Genomic DNA, 22,579 nt, shown 5'->3' on the forward strand with positions numbered 1-22,579 from the left:
AGAAAGCATTCATCGATGGAAGATGGATGCTTTCTTTCCTTTCAGGTATTTATCAAAGAATGCAATCGACAGTTCATTAATACAGGTCTGTACACGTCTTGGCTCAGCCCCGCCCGGCGGCAGTAATGGGGAGAATAGATAAAAGTCCGTAAAACTCATATGATTGGCATGGTCAAAAACGACAAAGTAAGCGTCCTTTCCCACAGCTGCTCTTTTGCGTCTTTCCTGAGACTCAGCCCAAAATCGCTCATAATGGTTCCGGTCATACCCGGAAGCTTCAACGGCTTGATCCAGAGATTGCGCAAACCATTCGTAGTCGATGCTCTGCGCTGCATTCATCTGTAAATACGGTTTATTGAAACCTCGTTCGGGAACGGAATCACCGTAAAGGATTCCATCCATATTCAGAGCCGCTTGAATCCGAGAATCCTTCATCAGCATTTGAGCTGCCGCTGCACCTCCGAACGAATGGCCAAATACCCCAACTTGATTCATATCCACTTTTCCCGAGAAAATTCCCGACTTTGCTGTCGAGGACATGGCCTCGATCTGATCGAGAACAAATTTGGTGTCATCCACCCAATAACTCATTTTCGTTTTATAATCTTCAAAGCCCGATAAACCTTCCAATTTGAGCAAAGCCGTCGTTTGATCAGGATATATAACGGCTGCCGCATCATAAGGATGGTCAATGCCCACCACGATATACCCCTGACTGGCCAGCTCTTCCACTTGAAATGTGTTTTGGTTACGAAAACCGGTTAAACCCGGAGAAAACAACAGTAAAGGAAAACGTTCTTGCGCAGATGATATTTGGGCATCTGTATAGGCATGTGTTTTTACATAACGAAGTTGAGAAAGTAAAAAGGGCGGCAAAGACATGGCTTCCCGAATTCCGGATAATACAACTGGCACATTCTCGATATAATCTGCGTCTGGTACCTCTGAAGAAGCTTCAGCAGGGTACCATATCTGAACCATGAGCTTCCGATGATCATCGGGGTCGTCCGTTGCTGGCTCGCCTCTCGTCATGTCTTCCATGAAGAGTGTTGTTGTTCCTACTGGAAAGAAGCCAGTCGGTTCTGAGAAGGCAAAGACCGGCAAAATTGTTGGCAAGAGGGCGGCGGCGCCGGTATAAACAGCCAGGGCCAGAACGATGAACACTTGTTTCAACCACGTTCTTGTTTTTGATATAGATGATTTTTGTATCGGTTGTCCTGATTTTCTAGCCCTGTACGACTGGAAAGCCATTAAACCGATAATTAAAGCTGATCCGTATAGAGCAATATTTTGCCAGCGATAGCCTTCAACTAGAATTTGGACTCCTGCACATATTATCGAAATTCCGGCACCCATTGTTTGCAGCAGAGCCTTTTTGGGGAGAGGCAGGAATGCACAAACGAAGAGTAAAATCATATTAACAATGAAAAGCACCATTTCAATATTTCGCATAAAGCCTCCTGGAATATGTATTGTAAATTAAAGATTACTACACATAACTGTAAAGACCCTGTAGCCAATCTTACATCATCCTTACAATTGAATTGCAGAGAACCTCAACCGATAATAAACATGTATAGTAATGGTAGGAGAAAGTTAGCTTGGAGGAACACAGAGATGAATCATAACCTAAATATGACACGCACAGTCCTGATCGTAGATGACGAAGAAGAGATTGTGGAACTGCTGAGAATTTTCCTTAAAAAGGAAGATTATGCTGTGAGGGAAGCGGGCAGCGGGGAAGAAGCTTGGGCCCTTCTCCAGCGGGAACATATAGACCTGGCACTCGTGGATATTATGATGCCTGGAATGGATGGCTATCAGTTAATCAGCCGTATTCGCGAGAAGCTGAGGCTGCCAGTCATCATCATTTCGGCTAAAACCGGGGATGTAGACAAAGTTACAGGACTCGGACTTGGTGCGGATGATTTTATAGCGAAACCTTTCAGCCCGATTGAGGTTGTGGCACGAATCCAAGCACAGCTGCGGAGATATTATGACCTGCTTGGTGCTCAACCTGCCGCTGAAATAAAGCCTGCTCGAAGCGTATGCGGTTCATTACAGTTGGATCATGCTTCCTGCATGCTTTACCGAGAGAATCAGGGCATTGTGCTTGGGCCCCTAGAATATAAGTTGTTAAACCTGTTCATGAATTCACCGGGACGAATCTATACCAAGAAACAAATCTATGAAGCGGTATGGAACGAGCCGTACCTTGAGGATAGCAACACCGTTATGGTTCAAATCAGCAGACTTCGAGATAAGATTGAGAACGATCCGAAGCATCCTCGCTATCTTCAGACGATCAAGGGATTGGGATATAAATGGATCAGCCAGGTGACCAACACATGAGAACGCGCAGCATGCATTCGAGCCTGATGATCCATTATGTATGGTTTACCATCATGTTTGCTCTGATTTGTTATCTGGTGTACAGCGTTATGTACGATGCCCGGGATGAATATATGAATCAAACTTTGCCCATGGTGGAGGCGGACAATCTGGTTCGGGACCAATGGGAAGAAATCCCCTATGAAACCGCAGCATCTTTTGGTGGCTATGTTCAGGTTCTGGATGAAAATTACCAGGTTGTTTTTACTCGAGGACATACAGATGCAGAATCTCCTAAAAGTTACACAGAAGAAGAACTGTTAAGTCTGTTCTATGAGTCTTCTGATTCAGGTTATTACTCCATTGCACCGCAATTTACAAAAACAGGAGAAAAGTATCATTTGCTAGTTTCCATCCCCGGAGGGGGGATCATGAAGGAAAGCAGAATGGTCAGAACAGATCGGGAACAGACTGCATATTTCGTCAGACTGATTGTCATTGGATTTGTTGTGTTTACTGCAGCATTTTGTCTTATTCTCTGGTTATACAGCTGGATTACCGCCAGAAAAATAACGCTCCCACTCCGAGCCGTCTCGAGTAGACTGGCGGCAGTATCTGAAGAGCAGCAAGGGGAATTCCTTCAAATCAAGGCCAATAAGGAACTCATGGAAATTCAGCTGAATTTCAACCGGATGATAACCAGGCTGCAAAAAGCTCGCGAAGACAAGCGGCGGTTGGAAAATGACCGTACACGCATGTTTATGGACATTTCGCACGACTTGAAAACACCCATTACCACCATTCAGGGATATGCGGAGGTCTTGCGTTCAGGACTCGAGCAGGACGATCTTCAGCGCAAAAAATATGCGGGATACATACATCGAAAAGCTCTTTTTATTGGTGCTCTCGTTAATGATCTGTTGGAGTTGACCAAACTCGAAAGCGAATCGTTCTCTTATCAACGAGTAAAGGGTGATCTGGCCGAAATATGCCGCACAGAAGCGGCTGATATGTACGATTTCTTTGAGCAGAAAGGCATTCATTTAGATATTACGATACCTGATAAGCCTATTTTATTTCATTTTCATGAGGGATTATTCCGAAGAATCATTCATAATTTGCTCGCGAATGCCTTAAAGTACAATACTCACGGAGCGCATGCATGGCTTGGCTTGGAAGAAAGGGCGGAAGGTTTGCTTTTGATAGTAGGGGATGATGGCCCAGGGATATCTGAAGACTTATTGGGTTCGGTATTCGAGCCGTTTGTACGCGGAGACCGGGCGCGCCGCAATGACGGTGGTTCCGGATTAGGTCTGTCCATTGTAAAAAGCGCGGTTGAAAAGCATAACGGCGTCGTTTGCATGGATCGCAAGGCAAAGGGCACAGTGATCTCCATTTACTTCCCTTTCTAAGCGTTCTGGCTGTCTGAATATGCCTGGAAAGAGCAGCTGATCAATGTGATAAGCTGCTGTTTTCCAACAATTCAGGTGTTTTTCCACGCCTGATTTATTCATAATATCCTTCAGTAGATTTTCTCAAGCCGCTGAATTGATCCGCATCATGCCCGAACCACACTTGGGAATTCGTGCGAGCGGCCAGAGTGCGAATTTTCTCCACGGTGTTTCGGTAGCCGATCAGATCATAAATTATTCCGGGGGGCTTAACTGGAGGACCAAAGCTTTCCGCAGTATAGATGGCATCGGAAGCTAAAATGATTCCGCCGGTTTCTGGCATATCGATCTGGAGACCTAACATTCCCCATGCATGGCCGCTTCCGAAATTCAAGATTTTGATACCATCTACCAATTCGAGATTGTCTTCTCCCGGTTTGATTGTTTTCCATTGAAGCTGGTTCTTGATCCATGCATCAATATCGTCCCACACATAGGCTCCTTCCTTCTCATTACGGGCGTAGGTCTGCAGCGCTCCATTAAATTCATGCTCATGCACGATAATGGTCGCATTTGTGAACAACTCGAGGCATCCTGCATGGTCCAGATGCAAGTGGGAGGCAACGACATACTTGATTTCCTCCGGTCTAACCCTAAGCTGCTCCAGACGATTATGCAGGTAACATTCCTCGCTTGCTGCCCACGGAGACGACAGTTGGGTCGACTGTGCCCAGCGCCCTTGAGCGCCCATCGAATTCGGGTTACAGGCAGTATCAAATAAAATTTTACCTTCAGGATGATCGATCAGTACCGTATAGATTGGAAATTCAACAAATTGTGTCTGGGCATTCGGATTATGGATGGTTGCCGGATTATGCATGGAGATGATCCAGTTTTTATCCATGCTCATTCGACCGTTATCCAATACATATAACTTGGGACGCTTATTAATGATGTTTGTCATGTTATTTACCTGCCTTTGAAGGAATATAGTACAGGGCAACCCCTGGTATAGACATACATTAATCCAAAAAATAAAATGATATAAGTAGGCACTTTAAAGTGTCCTGGGAACTTCAGCGTGCATAGGAGGGGAACGGTTTGGCACATTCAGCAAAAACGAAACAATCTGATATTTCGTTATCCAATTGCGGCTATAGCAAAGTTCTTGACATTATCTCTGACAAATGGACTGCACTTGTTATATATGCCATGGAAAACGGTAAAATCAGATATGGAGAAATGCTGCGGAGAGTTGAGGGAATATCTAAAAAAATGCTTACCCAAACGGTGCGCAAGCTGGAGCGTGATGGTTTGGTTCAACGACACATTACACCTACAGTACCTATAACTGTCGAGTATTCTCTAACAACATTAGGGGAAACCCTGCTTCAGCCGATGAAAGAGTTAAGACAGTGGGGAAGAGAACATTACACTCAAGTTGTAGAGGCGCGAGTTCAGTATGATTCTGCTTATACCTATCAAGGATAGCCTGAGTGATCGCTCAAAACAGGGGTTGAGTCTCCCTTTACAGGAGACCATATACTTGCTCTTAAGTAGTTAGTCGCAACACGACAAAGGAGCTGGGTATATGAGAAATCTGGAGGCTATCGTCATCCTATGGAACATTGCGGTTTTGGGATGGATTTTGGTTGGAAAAGAGAAAAAGGAGCGAGGCTTAATTATTAGCCTTGGCATATCGGTTATTGTCATTCTTCTTCAAGGAATACTGGAAGGCATGCGTTGGCAGCTCATTCCTGCTTACGCCCTGGCTGTTGTACCTCTTTATATCCTTGTGCGAGCTAGACTCCCATGGTCTACACTGCCAAAAAACTCTAAATCAAGCGTAATGAAAAGGATCATTGGAATGGCGGCAGCTGTCATTTATGCTTTTGTAGCTGTAGCGCTGCCAATGCTACTGCCGGTTTTTACTTTTTCCGAGCCAACAGGAGTTTATAAGGTAGGAACCACATCTTACGAGTGGACAGACGCAACAAGAGAGGAAACGTTTACTCCAAAAGATGGTGATAAGCGTAAACTTAAGATACAAATTTGGTACCCTGCTAATAAGGATTCAAAGGGAGAAATAAGCCCATACGTACAAGACGGGGTATTATTGGCGGAAGGTTATCACCGACTTTTAGGTATGCCAAAGCAGTTATTTAACAGTATACGCTATGTAAAAACGCATTCACTTGAGAATGTGGACATCTCAGATCAGGAAGCAGCTTACCCCGTCTTGATTTTTTCACATGGCTTTAATGGTCATAAAAATCAAAATACATTCCAAATCGAGGAAATTGCCAGTCACGGCTATATTGTCGTAGGTATTGACCATACCTATAACAGTACGGTTTCCCAATTTTCCGACGGTACGGTTGCTTACTTTACTCCAGGTCAGGATGAGACGGTCGAGATGATGGATCAAACCAATAAAATATGGGTAGAGGACGCCAAATTTGTTTTAGATCAGGTGGAAGAACTGGCTGCTCATGATCCAGATCTTCGTTTTACAGGCCGAATGGATTTGCAGCGTATCGGAATGTTTGGACATTCCTTTGGCGGGGCAACAAGTACACAAATGTTAATGTCCGATCCTCGAATCAAGGCAGCTTTGAATATGGATGGTGTGCTTTATGGAAAGCTGCGAGTGCCTGAGGGGGGCTTTAATAAACCGTTTCTTATGATGAGTGCGGATCAATCCAGATATTTTGAGCAATATATTCAAGATCCTGCACTCACTGCCTCTTTGACAGATTTGTTCAAACGATATGATCATATTACAGATGGCGGAAATTACTGGCTAACACTGCGTAATATGTCGCATATGGGCTTTTCCGATCTGTATCTGACCTCGCCATTATTTGAATGGATGGGAGGTACAAGCTTGAACAAATCATATCCGATTATCAATGCATACACGCTGGATTTCTTTAATCACTTTTTGAAGCAGGAGCCATTGAAGCTGCTTGATCAAAATATAGGCGAGCATACGCTGTTTACGTTAGAAAAAGGCGAGAAATAAGCTGAAAAGCTGGAAGTAAAAAGCCAGTCATTCTAAACTGCAACCGAGCTGTCAGAAGTTGTTCTGACCAATGGTTTTCAGTTGACGGTGACTGACTTCTCTATGGTTTCTTACAGGTTAATCTGCTGAAGCTTCCATCTCAAGCCCCGAAATAATAAGTTGTCTCTTTGGGACAATTGTTCAAATTCTGGACTAAGGTTGGAGCAAAGCATAACAGATCGTTTGAAATTTTTGGTTTCGAGTTTTTCTATATGGACTTCTATCATTTGAAGAATCTCCTGGCTGTTAGACGCCGCATTAGAATGGGAATATAGCTGTATTGCATCGTCAACGACGGCTTGAACATAGCTGCTATGAGGTTCGTAGTTGTTTCTCAAGGCAGTACTTAATCGTTTCTGAATGCTCTGCATGAGCCGGACCCATTCCTTAGTCTCGTAAATTGGATGCTGAGCGATGTTAACAAACAGAAACTCCACACTTTGGAGATCGGCAATAAATTCAGGGGAGCTAATCAGCTCTTTTAACTCCTTCCATGCCATGAGTTGCTTGGCAGACAAATTTTCCGGATGAAGAATGTACTTGTTGAAGTAATGGAAAAAAGCATCTTGCCATTCTGCTGGAATATCTGACATAAATCCGATTTCTTCTATTTTGGTTAAAACAAATTGCTGTCTGCTTTGTTGATTTTGCTTCTGGATATGAACTAATTCATGAATGTGCGAAAGAAAAGGGGAGGGGGTTGTCTTGGAATCCTTACTGTAATCATTAACTATACTTCTGGCATTATTCAATATCGCAATCATGCCATTCAGTGCTTGAACCTCCGTTTGTAACGTTTCTATTTGCCAATCCAGGGAGGTCTCTATCGATATTTCCCCGGAAAGCAGTTTCTTGATATCATCAATTCCGAATCTTAGTTCACGAAGTGTTTTAACAAGCTGTAGACGCCATATGGTCTCTGTTGTGTAAAAGCGGTACCCGCGGTTATTTACAAAGGATGCTTTTACTAGTTGTATTTCATCATAATAACGAACCGTTTTTACTGTAGAATCTATCATTTGCGCAGTCTCTCCAATGGAGAATAAATCACTGTCTGCTGCTTCTTGTTTTAATGTTTGCATACTAGATAGCTCATTTTGTTTATGCTGCATAAACTTCACCTCTGTCATTGTAGTATATCATCTCCTGTTAGGGGAGACTCAATACGACAACTTTTTGAGCTCTGATAACTGCAAAACTATAATAACTGATTGAGCTTGCTTTCAGGCTCTTCACCATTTTCTACACGTTTTATATTCTTTATAAAAAATTCATATCTTTTTTTATGAAATTTCCGACCATCAGGCATTCCGGCTGTATGAGGAGTAAGTATTACATTAGCCATATTCCGGAGCTCACTGTCCACAGGAAGTGGTTCAGATTCAAACACATCCAGGCATGCGCCTGAAATATCCCCGTTTTTTAATGCATCAATCAAGTCTCTTTCGTTGACAACCCCGCCGCGGGAGGTATTGATAAACAGAGTTGTATTCTTCATTTTCTTGAATACCGCTTTGTTGATCAGCTGTTTGGTTTGCTGATTCAACGGTATATGTACACTGATGATGTCCGATGTGCTTACAAGAGTATCGAAATCCGTCATTGTCACAAAACCGTCCGATTGTACATTCGCATTTCTCGCATAAGCCAGAACATTCATGTCAAAAGCCTTGCAAAATGCAGCTACTTTTTTTCCGATAGCGCCCAAACCGATAATGCCGATTGTTTTGCCTTCTAATTCACTACCTCTATATTCCAAATGATTTTCATCCATCTTGTTTTTCATGAAGGTATCAAGTAACGGTATGTTTTTATAATAAGACAATATCAGCGCCATGACGTGCTCGGCCACTGCCTGTGCATTCACGCCTGCTGCATTGGCTACCCAAATCCCGAGCTCTGTACAGGCAGGGACATCTACATTATCAAATCCTGCGCCTGTCTGTACCAATTTTAATGTTTTGGCGATAGAAAGCAGGCTGTGATTCACTTGAATATGTTCAGGAATGAGCACATGGCATTCTTCAATATGATGCAGAATTTCTTCTCCAGGCGGGACAATGACAACGTTCCATTCTTGCGGAAAATACCTTACAATATTTGATTTTGAGGTCTCGCTAAAATACCCAACAATTAGAATCTTCATTGCTGAACCACCTTTCATAATATCTAGATAAACCATATACTAGTTATAACAGTTTATTGTTGAGGTGAATATCAAATGGATGAAATCGATGAATCAAAACAAATGGTATTACAAATCGGTGGAGCATTGAAAAAGTACAGAAAAGAAAAAAACATAACCTTAGACGACTTATCTGAATTAACAGGCGTAAGCAAACTTACTCTGGGAAATATCGAACGTGGCGAGACAAATCCAACCTTGGGAATGATATGGAAAATTTCAAAAGGCATATCTTTACCGCTATTGGCTTTGTTCCAATCAGAGAACCCTGTTAGTTTGTATCGAGCAGGCGAAGGATTACGGTTTTCTGATGATGAAAAAAATTGGATGATTGAACCGGTCTTTAAAAGCAATGACATTGAAATGTGTCGGGCATACTTACATCCAAATAGCTCGTATTGCCCTGAAGGGCATCACGTAAATACAACTGAAATTGCAACAGTGATGACTGGCTCCATTGAGATACAAGTCGATGGAGAGGTTTACACACTGAATCAATATGATACGATCAGTTTTCGTGCAGATTCTCCTCACTCTTATACCAATCATACCAATAGCCAAACCGTTCTCCATATCTCCTTAAAATATGGTTTCTAAATTTCAAAAATCCGCTTGTTAAATACAACTCTGATTTCCATGACGGAAATTCAGAGTTGTATTTTTTTTCACACATAAAATTTAGTATATTTTAAATTACTTATTGTTTAAATAAGTATATTATAATATACTTTCGTTATTCGCGCGAATGTTATAGCAAAGTTTCATCAGAATGAAGCATATCATACGTAACCATTCAGGAAGGAGAAATGAAGAATGCCGATTAAACAAAAAAACGTACAGTCTTCTATGGCGCTGATCATTCTCGGCATTATAGTTATTGCAGCTAATTTACGTACTCCTTTGACCTCAGTCGGTCCTTTAGTGAGTCTCATAAGGGATGACGTTCATATTTCAAATACATTAGCAGGCCTGATCACAACAGTACCCTTGCTCGCCTTTGCTTTATTGTCGTCCCTAGTACCAAAATTAGGACGAAGATATGGGGTGGAGCGTATCATTTTGATTGCCCTGATTTTTCTGACTGCTGGTATTGTTATACGTTCATTATCTGGCGCAATTCATCTGTTTATCGGGACAGCAGTTCTTGGATTCGCAATTGCTATATGTAATGTATTATTGCCAAGTATAATCAAAAGAGATTTTCCAGATAAAATTGGCTCTATGACAGGTGTTTACTCTATTTCAATGAATTTATGCGGAGCAATCGCATCGGGAATCAGTGTACCCCTGGCCGTGAACGCCGGTCTACAATGGCAGGGAGCATTGGGAATATGGGGGATTCTAAGCTTTGTATCGATCCTCTGTTGGCTGCCCCAAATAAGAAAACAAACAAAGCAAACAGCCACGACGAGTCAAAGGATGGCCAGCTACGATGTGAATGTCTGGAAATCCCCGCTCGCCTGGCAAGTAACCTTGTTTATGGGAATACAGTCCATGATATTCTATGTTTTAATCGCTTGGTTGCCTGAAATTTTAAAGCAGCAGGGGATTGACCCCAACCAATCAGGATGGTTCCTATCCATCATGCAGTTAGCGATGCTTCCATTTACTTTTATTGTTCCTGTTATTGCGGGGCGTATGTCTAATCAACGTTTGTTAGTGGTCATCACAACCATTTTGCTTTTAACGGGAACACTCGGACTTTTATACGGAAACTCCAATATCATTCTGTTATGGATCATCATGCTCGGAATTGGTGGAGGCTTCGCCTTTAGTTTGTCCATGATGTTTTTCGGGTTGCGCACTGAAAATGCGCATCAGGCAGCGGAACTATCTGGCATGGCGCAATCGATCGGATATCTTCTTGCCGCTATGGGTCCAGCCCTTATTGGATATCTGCATGATGCAACAAATAGCTGGAACCTGCCACTTTTCATTTTGCTGGGAGCTTCGGTTCTGCTCTTTTTAGTTGGTATAGGGGCAGCAAGTAGTCGTATTGTAGGTAGCCGGAATCGTAACGAGCTGCCGCGGAAAGGATGATAACGATGTTCGACAAAGTTATGGTGGCCATTGATAAAGCTGAAATAACAAATAAACTCCTTGATGCAACCATTGAAATAGCTCAAAATAAACAATCTCAAATTACCTTGGTTAATGTAAGCCAGGATTATGTGTCGAACGGAATGACATATGTACCTGAGAATTTTTTGGAAGACCTGCTGAACGAAATGGAAAAGGCAAGTTTGGAGCTGTTGCACCAAGCCAAATCTAAACTAAAGTCTGCGGGGATAAATCCGGAAACTGTTCATCTTAAGGGAGATCCTGCATACGAAATATTGAATTATGCAAGGGAAACCCAGCAGCAACTTATTATTATCGGAAGCCGTGGACTAATGGGCGTAAAAGGAATGATGCTTGGAAGTGTCAGCCACAAGGTTTCACAATTATCAAGTTGCCCGGTCCTCATTGTGCATTAACTCCTTAGGAACTACTGAGATATGCGTTGTTACACTGATGAAGCAGCGTTTATCGTATGAATCAAGCAGCGGCATTTCAGGATATTCGTATCCTTCGATGCCGCTGTTTCTAAATCTTTTAGATGCCTGCGATTATAATTCACGGGAGGGGTGATTGAGACGATACAGTTCCGTGCATCTACTATAGCGGCTGGTCGCCGTCATACCGTTGGTCTTAAGTCCGATGGTACTGTAACAGCTGTTGGTGATAATAAATACGGCCAATGTAACGTAAGCGATTGGTGCGATATCGTAGCAGTGGTTGCTGGTAATGTTCACATGGCTACAAACACAGGCAATGCCCATACCGTTGGTCTTAAATCAGATGGTACGGTAATAGCTACAGGTTGGAATAAGCATGACCAATGCAATGTAAGCAAATGGCGGGATATTGTATCCGTTTCTGCAGGTTGGTGCCGTACTGTTGGAGTTAAATCAGATGGCACGGTGGTTGCGGTAGGTCGAAATAATGAAGGTGAATGCAACGTGAGCAGCTGGCATAATATTGTAACGGTCACTGCGGGGGACTGGCATACCGTTGGTCTAAAATTAGACGGTACAGTAACAGCTGTTGGTAACAATAAGTATAACCAATGCAGCGTAAACGACTGGAGCGATATTTTGGCAGTTATGCGGATGTCGATGTCCGCTGATTCATCCAAACATGTATGAGAAGCAACGCTCCTCCGTAGATCAGCATGCCTAATACTCCACCTAAGGTTCCCGGGTAAAAGTTAAGGCTGCAAGCACGAATCACATATCCTAGCGGAATGCCTACTGAAATAAAGAATAGAGCAGAAGCAATCATTTTTCCAATACGCATCCTACACAATAATGATCCAAGTGCCCAAACATTGGCACCCAGTACAATCAGCTCCACTAGCAGAATGCCTATAACGGCTCCATACAGCTGCATATAAGGGAGCGGGATGAGGAAATAATGACAGCATATAGCGAAAAAAATCCCGATGGCGGTAGCCGCAAAGGTTATTTTTTTTGCTCTTTGGCCCAGAGGATGCTGGTCGTTATTTCTCTCACTCCTACTATAAAAGGGATGAGAGATAAGCTTTTGATCAAGCGACCTGCCTCTGTTGAATGAAATAGAAAAAAAGCCAGTTCTTCCGCATACACCGATAAGAAGAGGGTAGAGGCGATGCCCCAGGACCAGGCGAATCGAACGGTCTTTAAACTGAGATTCTGAAATAAAACGTATTGCTGTTCTTTCCAAGCGGATACCAGTTTCATGGTCATGGTGTGTGAGAGGGCAGCCGTTGCCAGTGTCGGCATGTAAGCAATGAGAAGCGCCATACCTGTGAGTACACCAAACATGGCAGTTGCCTTATTGGAAGAATAACCGGCTTGCTGTAATCTGGCGGGAATAATTAAGGCATCAGTTATATCGGAAAGCGGAATCAGCAAACGTGTAAGACAGATGGCTATTGAACTTCGAACAAACCATGACATTTCCCCTTTAGATGGTACAGGCATGGTTTCCTTGTATGTAGAGCTGGCTGTATTTCTAGTGTATAAGACAAGAAGTATTAGAAAAGCAGTAATCCCGCCTAAACTGGTGCCATGCATGCTTAAACCTCCGGCAAACATGGCCCCTTGTGGAAGTAAAAAGATACATAACGCCAGCATAACAGTAACCCTGACAAATTGTTCAGCAATTTCGGAAAACGCAATCGCTTCATATTTTTCAAGACCTTGAAGATACCCTCGAAACAGAGCCAGCAGGGGTACGATGACAAGTGCTGGAGCAAGAGCCCGAAGAAAATAATAGCTGTTTGTATTCCCAAAAACAATGCGTTGAGCATACCAAGAGGAAGTGCTTGAACGCATCGGTCTGTACCCATGTTCGCGTGCCACCCAAAACCTGAGAGGCAAAAATTGGTACAATCCCCGCCTAAATGGTTGTAGTTTGTGTAACTATCGATCACCTATTACGAACACCGTTCTTGACGAACAGTGTTCGTAATGTTATAAATATAACAAATGATAAGCGCACAGATGCTGTCCTGATTCCCATGATCGGAGGTAAAGCAGATTGCTCGAATGTTGAACTTAAGCTGACACAATAAAAGAGAATATACTAAGGAGATGTTTACAAATGGAAACAGTTAATTCAAAAGAACAACGTCGTATCGCAATAATCGGAGGTGGACCCGGAGGATTAACGCTTGCCCTTATTTTACAGAAACATGGAATTCAATCGGTTATCTACGAGCGTGAGCAAGAGGACAAAAGTCATGAACGAGGAGGATCTCTAGATATTCATGAAGACTCCGGGCAGCTAGCGTTGAAAGAAGCTGGTTTATATGAAGCTTTTCAGCAAGCCGCACGGGTTGAGGGTGAAGATTTCAGATTAATGGACAAAACAGGGAAAATTTATATTGATGAAGTGGCCGATGAAGATATGTCGGAAGGACACCATCGACCTGAGATTGACCGTGGTGTGCTTTGTGATTTGCTTTTAAACAAATTAGATCAGTCTAAAATACGATATGGCTATAAACTTGAGAAGCTTGTTTCTTTAGGCGCAGGCAAGACCGAGCTTCATTTTGAGAATGGAAATGTAGAGGTAGCCGACCTTGTCATTGGTGCAGATGGCGCATTTTCACGTGTTCGTCCTCTGCTTACGGATATCGATGTAGAATACTCAGGTCTGACTATGCTGGAGCTTAACGTTACTGCAGACGATCACCCGGATTTAGCAGCGTTCAATTCACGTGGGAAGATGTTTGCACTGGACGATCATAAAGGCATATTAGGGCAATTGAATGGTGACGGACGCATCAAAGTATATGCAAGTTTCAAGGTCGAACGAGACTGGTTAGACCACATTCGGAACGATAAACCGCAGGAAATGAAAGCAACATTGCTTGAGCTTTTTCACGATTGGAATGAATCGCTTCAAAATTATATTCGGTATGCGGAGGATGTTATTTTACCAAGAAGGATTTATATGCTGCCAGTCGGCTTCAGATGGGAACGAAACTCTGGTGTCACGTTGATCGGAGATGCGGCTCACGTCATGTCACCATTTGCCGGAGAAGGTGTGAACCTGGCTATGCTGGATGCATTGGAGCTAGCTCTTGCCCTTGTAAGAAATAAGAATACAGCGGAAGCCATTGAAGAATATGAGGAGAAAATGTTCAAGTATTCCTCAGAAAAAGCAGACGAATCCAATCAAAATCTCATCCTTTGCTTCTCGGATCATGCCGCACCAAACCTGTCTCATTTAATGCAGTCTTATCACGACAAGTATGAGCAGCAGGCATAATGTGATCTTACGCTATGTATTACTATTGTCTTCTGGCATGTTATAAGAAAAGTATGATGAAACCTAAACGTGAAATTGTGAGTCGACGTAACCGACCAGCGAAAGAAGCATTGAGTCATGAACTGATTGTAAAGACCGCCTATGATTTGTTAAAGGAGGAAGGAACCTCTGGCATGAGCATGAGGAAGATCGCCAAGCAGCTGGACACAGGCCCATCTTCACTCTATGTTTACGTTAAAAATTTACAGGAATTAAGCTCGTATGTGCTTGACCTTGGTCTTGGAGAGCTGCACCTGCCTGAGCTTACGGACGATAACTGGAAGGAGCAATTGTCCCAAACGTTATATGGCTATGCCATGTTACTTATTGAACAACCCGGGTTGGCTGAGCTGTCTCTTCGAACGATTCCTATCGGTGATAATGCTTTTCGCCTGAATGAATATTTGCTTGCCGTATTGCAAAAGGGTGGAATTTTTTCTGCCTCCGCGGCTTGGGGAACAGATCTTTTGCTTCTGTATGTTTCTTCTGTTGCTTTGGAGAAGGCTGCCAGATCAAGCGAGCAAATGGAAAACACCCAGAATTACTATAATGAAGCAGATCCGGTTCGTTTTCCACTGATGAATAGTCTTAAAAAAGAATTTTTCTCGGGGGATATTGACTCTAAGGAAAGATTCTTCTGGGGAATTGAAGTGATATTACAAGGAATTCTGCAGATGCAGCAGAGAGGCAGCAGTTAAAAATCCAAAAATGGCAGATGTCAAACAGAGGGGTGCATTAACATTAATTTTCATGTAAATGAAGCTATTGAAATTCTGGAGCGCACGCCGCAAACTCTGGAGCGTTTCTTATCTGGTCTGTCGGAAGCATGGCTGCAATGTAATGAAGGTGAAGGAACCTGGAATGCACACGAAGTGATTGAACATTTCATTGAAGCGGAGAAGCATAACTGGATTCCGCGAGTGGAATCCATCGTGTTGGAGGGTGAACCTCATCAGTTCCCTGCCTTTGACCGTTTCTCCCACTTGAAGCAGATACCTGAACGAAGCGTTGAAGAAGCACTACAGGAGTTCAGTAGCATCAGAATGAAAAATATCTCCACACTCAAGGATATCATTTATTCTAATCCTGATCTGGAGAAGACTGGCTTGCATCCGGAATTCGGCAGCGTGAAGTTGAGGGAGCTGCTCTCTGCGTGGGTCGTTCATGATTTTACACATATTACGCAAATTGTTAGGGTCATGGCGGAGAGATACAGGACGGATGTTGGACCTTGGAGTGCATATTTAGGCATTTTGAACAGAAGAAGTTGATTTCTTCAGTTCAGGTTAGACCGTGAGGCAGAGACTAGAATTAATATAGAGAATTTTGTTGAGGAATGAACATACGAGGAATGAACATACTTCGATTAAAGTCGCTAACTTAGCGACTTTTTTTATTTTTCGTTATCACAACATCACTTTCCTCAAAAGATAAAGGAGAAAGCTCATTATATTCATGAGTTTTCTTTTGCTGTAATTCAAAAATTGGTATGCAAAAAAATGCATAGAGTGGTACTTAAAACATTCAAAATGTTCATGTTAGCATAAATCTAACAGCATGCTGTACAACTGCACATTAATCATAGCTATGATGATCCAACAGCAGCAATCGTTTGAAGTTGGAATGAAAGGGGAGCATATGAATGCAGCAAATCCCGCAACGAACAACATAGGCAAGCTGCCTTACGTTCTTGCGATATCATTTATTCTATTGATGGTTAGTTTATCCGTATGGTTACAACATGCAGAGATTATTTTACCAGAGGTTGCAGCGATGGCTATAGCCATGTGGGTATACAGAGAACCAGGGTGGATCAGACGTCCTTCCGTCATTTTCATTGCACCGACGGTGACAGCTGCGATCGGTCTGACCATGAATCAGTTCCAAATCATTTATCCGATAAAGGTAATGCTTACCCTATTTATAATGATGTTATTTCTGAGTTTAATACGCTCTAACCTCGCTCCCGCCATTGCTACAGGTCTATTACCACTCGCCATTCATACACAGGATTGGTCATTTGTATCGATCGTCTTTGCATTCACATTGACCTTAATGGCCGGAGTTGTCGTGTTTCAGCTTCATAAAAATCTCGCAGCAAAGTCGATAATCCAATACAAATACATGGTGATCTTCCTGGCTATCTCACTATGCTGGCTCAGTGTTTGCTGGTTACTGGGTTATGAACACATGGCAGTGATTCCACCTATTTTTGTTGTCGTTTACGAATCGCTCCAAAAGCCGATCTACACAGCAAAAATGGCGTTTAAGCAAGGATTTACGCTAACGATATCTGCTGCTGTTGGCACTCTCATTTTTATACAGGTGGATTCGCAGGTGCTGGCTGCATTCATCGATATGATTTTAGTCGTCGTGATATCACGTCTTTTTCATGCCCGAATTCCTGCCTTGTACGCTATACCGCTACTGACCTTTGTATTTCCCGAAGAAAAAGTGTGGAGTTTACCTCTTGTCACACTTTTTGCAAGTTTGTTTATGTTCAGCTTTATATTGTTATACAAATACGGGGAAAGAGGACTTTGTACCGTAGACATAAGCCGGAACAAAATGAGGGCTGCGACCAGAAATCTGTGTCGTCAATTTAAATCATAAATAACTCGGGTGCATTGGCAGAAAGCAAAATTTGGAGGATAAACGTATGATATTTGGCTTGATTGCAGCACTTTGTTTTGGTCTATCGGACTTTATGGTTACCCAGGCCACCAGAAAGGTGCAAACGTTGCCTGCCTTGCTCGGGATTCAGCTTGTTGCTTCACTTTTGCTGGGAGGCTATGTACTTACGCAATCACCTCATATTGACCAAAACGCTATGGTTTGGATTGGAATAGCCGGCATCTCTGTAGTCAACTTTGCAGGCACGTTATTGTTATATCGAGCTTTTGAAAAGGGGACCTTATCCATCGTTTCACCGATCGGCTCGGGATTTGCAGTGGTGACTGCTATTCTCGCTTTTATAGGCGGTGAGCGGTTGCCGATCAATTCGATTATCGGTGTCCTGCTGCTGGTTACTGGTGTGTTGACGGTTACGAGATTAAGCAAAAGCATCGGACAACAAGTGACATTATCGGGCATACCCGAGGCCATTATCGCCTCAATCTGCATCGGTTTTTATTTTTGGGCGATCGGATACATTACTCCTCATCTGGGTGTAATGCTTCCTGTACTCGTCACACGCATCATACAGTTTTTTTGTGCGTTTATACTTCTACGGGTTAAAAAAATTAAACTCCCGCGCATAAACCTGTCTACCAGTTTGATTCTCATTGTAGCTGCACTGCTGGATACAGGAGCTTTACTCTCTTTTAATATGGGACAAACCGTTGATTATACCACAAGCACCACGGCCCTTACTTCTTTATATAGTGTCGTTACCATACTTATGGCTGGCTGGATTTTAAAAGAAAAGCTGACGAAGAGTCAATGGACGGGCATTGCCATTATTCTTCTCGGGGTCATTATCGTAAGCATCTAGAAAGGATTATAGGATGAACAGAGTATACACCGTCTATTCATTAATTACCGATGCGAATGATTCACATCTATTAATGGTTCAAAATACAGGCTCAGAGACGTGACCTGATGAGATCAGACAAATAGCCTGGATTCGTCTTGAAGAAGCGGATGCACTGATGCCATTTTACGAGGAAAGCCTGCAAGAGATCGTCCGAAAAAATGTGCAGGTATCCTATTACGATGAAGGGATCATCTGATTGTACAATGAAACGAATTTTAGATAAGGAAGGGCAGAGGCCCTTCCTTTTTGCTTGCAACGTTTAGATCGTCTGAACTGTAATAACGGCTTGCAGTATTATATAAATCGCGCAAGAGCTTGAATTCCTTCGGAAATCTGAGCCTCGTTCACATTGCCAAACCCCATGATAAGGCTATCATTGTACTGATCCTTGCGAATCGTGTATCGCTCGGCCGGGTAGATTTTGATACGATGCTCCTCAAGCTCCAGTGCAGTCAAAAGATCGGCGTTTCGTCCTGGCCAAGTTGCGATCAGATGCAAACCCGCAGCATCACCCGATATTTGAACCTTCTCTCCGAACGTATCCTTCAACGCATGAATCAGATGAGTTCTTCGTTTATGATAGATTCGTTTCATTCGCAAAATATGACGTTTCAAATGCCCTTCGTTCATAAATCGGGCCAATGTTAATTGTGATAAAGCAGGACACTGCATATCGGTCGTACGTTTGAGCTGCACGATCGATTTCACCAGCTCTTTCGGGGCTACAATATAACCGAGCCTTAGTGCAGGGAACATGTTTTTACTAAACGTTCCTACGTAGATTACCCGCTCAGCATCCAGCTCTCGCAGGGCATGAACAGGCATTCCCCCATAACGGAACTCGCTGTCATAATCATCCTCTATAATGTAGGCACCTGTGCTTCGAGCATAGTCAAGTAATTGGAGGCGCCTGCTGATCGACAGAATGCTCCCAAACGGAAATTGATGAGAAGGTGTTACAAAGATGCATTTGGGCTTTACATCGGTTGGCAGCCGCTCTACACATAAACCATCGGCATCGACGGGCACAGGGATAATCCGGGCGTTCGTTTCAGCGAAAAGATTATGAATGAATGTTGCCGTCGGGTCTTCCATGGCAATCGTTTCACCAGGCGTTAATAAAAGCTTGCCAAGTATCGAAAAAGCCTGAGTTGCGCCAGCCGTAATAATAATTTGCGATGGCTGACAGTGAAGGCCTTTGATATGGAGAAGATGTTCACAAATGGCATGTCGAAGCTCAATATCGCCAGCCATATCCTCCGGGTATCCAAGCATAGAAGGAGGAAGATCATGATACACATCCAGTGCAACTCTTTTCCACTTCTGTAGGGGTACATGCTCGAGAGCAGGAAAGCTGGGACGAAAATCAATACAGGATACATGATTCTCGCAGACTGGGGAGACACTTTCATGCCTGTCAACAAGTTCCTCAGATTGTACATGCAGCGGTCTGCTTGCACCTATATCTCTTACAAAGGTTCCCGAGCCTTGTTTACCTTCCCAAAATCCTTCAGCTGTTAACTGCTCATACACCTCCACAATAAGGGCGCGTGAGACCCCAAGTTCTTTAGCAAGCTCCCGGGTGGAGGGAAGAGAGGTTCCTGCCCTGTAGCTGCCTTGCATAATTCGGTCTCTGATCCACGAGTATACCTGTCTGGTTTTCGTTTCATTCCGTCCGGATTGCATGAGAGATCTCCTTTTATTATAAAGTGGTATGGTCAAAATGCATCAAAAATGGATCTAATGATGACCAATATATCATGATATTATAAGTCATGCCAAATTCCATTCCTATAGAAAGAAGCGAATCGTATGAGAAACCGTAGAACTAACCGGCTTAGAGCACCAACGATGAGCGCAGCAGCTGAGAGTATATCTCCCATACCAATCATATCAAATGACAAAGAGTACGAATTGAATCGTTGGCTATGCGTTACCGCACTGTTTATGGCATCACTAAACCTGAGACCCATTGTTTCATCTATTGCACCTGTCTTGGGAAGCATTCAACATGATCTCGGCCTAAGCGGGGCTGTATCCAGCTTGCTCGTTTCAATTCCGGTGTTATGTATGGGAATACTTGCTCCGTTCTCTGTAAAATTGAGTGAAAAACTGGGGATTGAACAGGTCATCACCTTCTCCCTGACGCTGATCGGAGGCAGTACACTTTTACGCCTGTTTATCCATTCCGCTTCATTGTTATTCTTCACTACATTGTTATCCGGTATAGGTGTTGCTATGATGGGACCTTTGTTATCCGGCTTTATTAAAAAGCATATGGCTGACAGGGCACCCTCCATGATTGCAATCTATTCTATGGCTCTAGCATTGGGTGCGGCACTTGGTTCGAGCCTTACTTCACCCTTGCATTGGAGGTTTCATTCGTGGCAAATGTCATTATCGTTCTGGGTGATACCTGCCATTCTCGCTTTGCCGCTATGGTTTAATGTACTGAAGCGACGGCCTACTAGCTCTAAACTGAACTCAACCGTTTCATACAGAAAATCGTTAGAACTACCTTGGCAAAAGGGAAAAGCATGGATTCTGGCTATGCATTTCGGAATGTTATCCCTTGTATTTTATTCCCTTTTAGGTTGGCTTCCCTTAATCCTTATTGGAGCAGGTGCATCCAAACTTCACGCCGGGCTTATGGTTACCTTGTTCGCATTGATACAAATTCCGAGTGGTACCGTTGTGCAGCAGCTTCTTAAAAGGCATGCTTCAAGACGAAACTGGCTCATCGTATCCTCCATGATGCAAGCTGCTGGTCTGTTGCTTATTTTCTTTTCCACTTATTTATGGCTTGCTGTGTTCATTTGTGGTTTGGGATCGGGGATGCTGTTTGCACTGCTCAACTTGCTTCCGGTTGAACTGACTACTTCGCCTGAAGAGGCGGCCTCATGGGCGGCTATGACGCAGTGCATAGGCTTTCTGATTGGAGCGTCCGGGCCATTCTTGACTGGTTATTTGCATGATCGTATGGGTCATTTTAATGCAGGAGTATTGGCAATGGTATTCATCTCTATAGCGATGGGAATCCTTTCCCTAACGATGATGTCTAAAGAAGATTCATTGATTTTATCAAAATAAAGGTTAAGAAATGTCAAAATAATAGAACGCAAAAAAAGAATCTGGAGGTCTATTTTTATGAAAATTTTCGTAGCTGGTGCAAGTGGTGTTATCGGAAGATTGTTGCTGCCGCAACTCGTACAGGCTGGTCACGATGTCTTTGGCATGACACGGAAAGAAGAGCAAAGAGGGGCTATTGAACAAACAGGAGCCAAAGCCATTGTTGCAGATGTGTTCGATCGTGAGCAAATGGTGAATATTCTAACAGAAGTTAAACCTGATGTTGTAATTCATCAATTAACCTCATTAAGTCAAGGCAGCTCGGCAGAAAATGCGCGCATTCGCATTGAAGGAACCCGAAATCTGGTAGATGCAGCAAAACAGGTGAAAGTTCAAAAAATCATCGCACAGAGTATCTCATGGGCATATGAACCTGGTCCAACTCCTGCGGCAGAAGAAACAGCATTGGACAGTTTTGCTCCTATGCCTAGAAATACAACCATTAACGGTGTTGTGGCCCTGGAGGAAGCTGTAAAAGAAATTCCTGCGTATGTTATTTTACGATATGGTACCTTATATGGACCTGCAACCTGGTATGATAAAAATGGGGATACAGCAAAAAAGGTCATGAACCAAGAAATGAAGGCAACGGATGGGGTATCTTCTTTTGTTCATGTCGAAGATGCTGCGAATGCTGCTTTGCTGGCGCTGGATTGGCCAACGGGTACGTATAACATTGTGGATGATGAACCGGCCAAAGGGATAGAATGGCTCCCTGTATACGCTCAAGCCTTGGGTGCACCAGTACCAGACATTCAATCGGGAGCAGCCCCGTGGGAGAGAGGGGCTTCGAATCATAAAGCCAAAAACGAACGTGGATGGATTCTTCAATATCCTACTTGGAGATCGGGTTTTTCCAAGTCATTACAATAGAAATACCGTCGTGAATAGCGACGCCCTGAATCCTAATCCGAATAAACATATTACAAAAAACCAGCTAATGTTTGTCAAGCCTTATTGTCTTGGCTGGACTACAAGAAACTGATATAATTTTCTCTGTACCCCAAATAACCTCCATTGGCGTGGAGGTTATTTGGATAATTATGGGTATTAATGTGTATAGGGCTCGCCCTTTTTCAAGATGGCGTATACGTGATGGAGAAGCT

At 43.2% G+C, this 22,579-nt stretch carries 20 protein-coding genes and 1 pseudogene; 15 read left to right on the forward strand and 6 right to left on the reverse strand.

What is annotated here, in order from left to right; translation table 11 throughout:
• Positions 1-9 precede the first annotated feature (9 nt).
• Positions 10-1,452 (reverse strand): alpha/beta hydrolase family protein, encoded by a 1,443-nt coding sequence (locus tag HNR77_RS13035; RefSeq protein WP_184184700.1) that lies wholly within the window; start codon positions 1,450-1,452, stop codon positions 10-12.
• Between the two features lie 183 nt (positions 1,453-1,635).
• Between HNR77_RS13035 and HNR77_RS13040 the strand changes: the two genes are divergently transcribed.
• Together HNR77_RS13040 and HNR77_RS13045 are read left to right on the forward strand one after the other, a co-directional pair.
• Positions 1,636-2,352 (forward strand): response regulator transcription factor, encoded by a 717-nt coding sequence (locus HNR77_RS13040; RefSeq protein WP_184184792.1) that lies wholly within the window; start codon positions 1,636-1,638, stop codon positions 2,350-2,352.
• Positions 2,349-3,743 carry a sensor histidine kinase gene (locus tag HNR77_RS13045; RefSeq protein ID WP_184184703.1) on the forward strand — a complete coding sequence of 465 codons (1,395 nt, stop codon included), beginning with the start codon at positions 2,349-2,351 and terminating at the stop codon, positions 3,741-3,743. The genes HNR77_RS13040 and HNR77_RS13045 overlap by 4 nt, the downstream gene beginning before the upstream one ends.
• A 94-nt stretch (positions 3,744-3,837) precedes the next feature.
• On the opposite strand, the gene ahlS is transcribed toward HNR77_RS13045, so the two are convergent.
• A complete protein-coding gene (gene ahlS / locus HNR77_RS13050) occupies positions 3,838-4,686 on the reverse strand; it encodes an AhlS family quorum-quenching N-acyl homoserine lactonase (RefSeq protein ID WP_184184706.1) in 849 nt (282 codons plus the stop codon).
• 137 nt (positions 4,687-4,823) lie between these two features.
• Between ahlS and HNR77_RS13055 the strand changes: the two genes are divergently transcribed.
• A complete protein-coding gene (locus HNR77_RS13055; RefSeq protein WP_184184709.1) occupies positions 4,824-5,213 on the forward strand; it encodes a winged helix-turn-helix transcriptional regulator in 390 nt (129 codons plus the stop codon).
• A 100-nt stretch (positions 5,214-5,313) separates the two neighbouring features.
• Positions 5,314-6,747, forward strand: a complete 1,434-nt coding sequence (locus HNR77_RS13060; protein ID WP_184184712.1) for an alpha/beta hydrolase family protein — start codon at positions 5,314-5,316, stop codon at positions 6,745-6,747.
• Between the two features lie 110 nt (positions 6,748-6,857).
• On the opposite strand, the gene HNR77_RS13065 is transcribed toward HNR77_RS13060, so the two are convergent.
• Both HNR77_RS13065 and HNR77_RS13070 read right to left on the reverse strand, forming a co-directional pair.
• Positions 6,858-7,916 carry a MerR family transcriptional regulator gene (locus HNR77_RS13065; protein WP_184184715.1) on the reverse strand — a complete coding sequence of 353 codons (1,059 nt, stop codon included), beginning with the start codon at positions 7,914-7,916 and terminating at the stop codon, positions 6,858-6,860.
• A gap of 68 nt (positions 7,917-7,984) precedes the next feature.
• Positions 7,985-8,932 (reverse strand): NAD(P)-dependent oxidoreductase, encoded by a 948-nt coding sequence (locus tag HNR77_RS13070; RefSeq protein WP_184184718.1) that lies wholly within the window; start codon positions 8,930-8,932, stop codon positions 7,985-7,987.
• A gap of 75 nt (positions 8,933-9,007) precedes the next feature.
• Between HNR77_RS13070 and HNR77_RS13075 the strand changes: the two genes are divergently transcribed.
• The 4 genes and pseudogenes from HNR77_RS13075 to HNR77_RS13090 all read left to right on the forward strand — a co-directional run.
• Positions 9,008-9,568 carry a helix-turn-helix domain-containing protein gene (locus HNR77_RS13075; RefSeq protein ID WP_184184721.1) on the forward strand — a complete coding sequence of 187 codons (561 nt, stop codon included), beginning with the start codon at positions 9,008-9,010 and terminating at the stop codon, positions 9,566-9,568.
• Positions 9,569-9,784: 216 nt separating this feature from the next.
• Positions 9,785-11,011 (forward strand): CynX/NimT family MFS transporter, encoded by a 1,227-nt coding sequence (locus HNR77_RS13080; RefSeq protein ID WP_184184724.1) that lies wholly within the window; start codon positions 9,785-9,787, stop codon positions 11,009-11,011.
• 5 nt (positions 11,012-11,016) lie between these two features.
• The gene (locus tag HNR77_RS13085) at positions 11,017-11,448 is read left to right on the forward strand and encodes a universal stress protein (RefSeq protein ID WP_184184727.1); all 432 of its coding nucleotides are present in this window, start codon (positions 11,017-11,019) and stop codon (positions 11,446-11,448) included.
• A gap of 150 nt (positions 11,449-11,598) precedes the next feature.
• Positions 11,599-12,117: pseudogene (locus tag HNR77_RS13090) on the forward strand (RCC1 domain-containing protein); the annotation flags it as partial.
• 357 nt (positions 12,118-12,474) lie between these two features.
• Here HNR77_RS13090 and HNR77_RS13095 read toward each other — a convergent pair.
• Positions 12,475-13,329: an oligosaccharide flippase family protein gene (locus tag HNR77_RS13095; RefSeq protein WP_184184730.1), complete on the reverse strand. Its 855-nt coding sequence runs from the start codon at positions 13,327-13,329 to the stop codon at positions 12,475-12,477.
• 268 nt (positions 13,330-13,597) lie between these two features.
• Between HNR77_RS13095 and HNR77_RS13100 the strand changes: the two genes are divergently transcribed.
• The 5 genes from HNR77_RS13100 to HNR77_RS13120 all read left to right on the forward strand — a co-directional run bounded on the left by HNR77_RS13100 (position 13,598) and on the right by HNR77_RS13120 (position 18,302).
• Entirely contained in the window at positions 13,598-14,770 is a 1,173-nt protein-coding gene (locus tag HNR77_RS13100) for an FAD-dependent oxidoreductase (protein WP_184184733.1), read from the forward strand.
• Positions 14,771-14,823: 53 nt separating this feature from the next.
• Positions 14,824-15,507 carry a TetR/AcrR family transcriptional regulator gene (locus tag HNR77_RS13105; protein ID WP_184184736.1) on the forward strand — a complete coding sequence of 228 codons (684 nt, stop codon included), beginning with the start codon at positions 14,824-14,826 and terminating at the stop codon, positions 15,505-15,507.
• 42 nt (positions 15,508-15,549) lie between these two features.
• Positions 15,550-16,080: a DinB family protein gene (locus HNR77_RS13110; RefSeq protein ID WP_184184797.1), complete on the forward strand. Its 531-nt coding sequence runs from the start codon at positions 15,550-15,552 to the stop codon at positions 16,078-16,080.
• A gap of 367 nt (positions 16,081-16,447) precedes the next feature.
• A complete protein-coding gene (locus HNR77_RS13115; protein WP_260410556.1) occupies positions 16,448-17,422 on the forward strand; it encodes a hypothetical protein in 975 nt (324 codons plus the stop codon).
• A gap of 46 nt (positions 17,423-17,468) precedes the next feature.
• The gene (locus HNR77_RS13120) at positions 17,469-18,302 is read left to right on the forward strand and encodes a DMT family transporter (RefSeq protein ID WP_184184739.1); all 834 of its coding nucleotides are present in this window, start codon (positions 17,469-17,471) and stop codon (positions 18,300-18,302) included.
• A 336-nt stretch (positions 18,303-18,638) separates the two neighbouring features.
• Here the strand turns inward: HNR77_RS13120 and pdxR are convergent, their stop codons facing one another.
• On the reverse strand, positions 18,639-20,030 hold the full coding sequence (pdxR, locus tag HNR77_RS13125; protein ID WP_184184742.1) for a MocR-like pyridoxine biosynthesis transcription factor PdxR: 1,392 nt from the start codon (positions 20,028-20,030) through the stop codon (positions 18,639-18,641).
• 165 nt (positions 20,031-20,195) lie between these two features.
• Here pdxR and HNR77_RS13130 point away from each other — a divergent pair, with 165 nt between their 5' ends.
• Positions 20,196-21,434, forward strand: a complete 1,239-nt coding sequence (locus HNR77_RS13130; RefSeq protein WP_184184745.1) for an MFS transporter — start codon at positions 20,196-20,198, stop codon at positions 21,432-21,434.
• A 57-nt stretch (positions 21,435-21,491) separates the two neighbouring features.
• Positions 21,492-22,346: an NAD-dependent epimerase/dehydratase family protein gene (locus HNR77_RS13135; RefSeq protein WP_184184748.1), complete on the forward strand. Its 855-nt coding sequence runs from the start codon at positions 21,492-21,494 to the stop codon at positions 22,344-22,346.
• Positions 22,347-22,579: the final 233 nt, after the last annotated feature.

The sequence above is a fragment of the Paenibacillus sp. JGP012 genome (assembly GCF_014203995.1).
Lineage (GTDB): Bacteria > Bacillota > Bacilli > Paenibacillales > Paenibacillaceae > Paenibacillus > Paenibacillus silvae.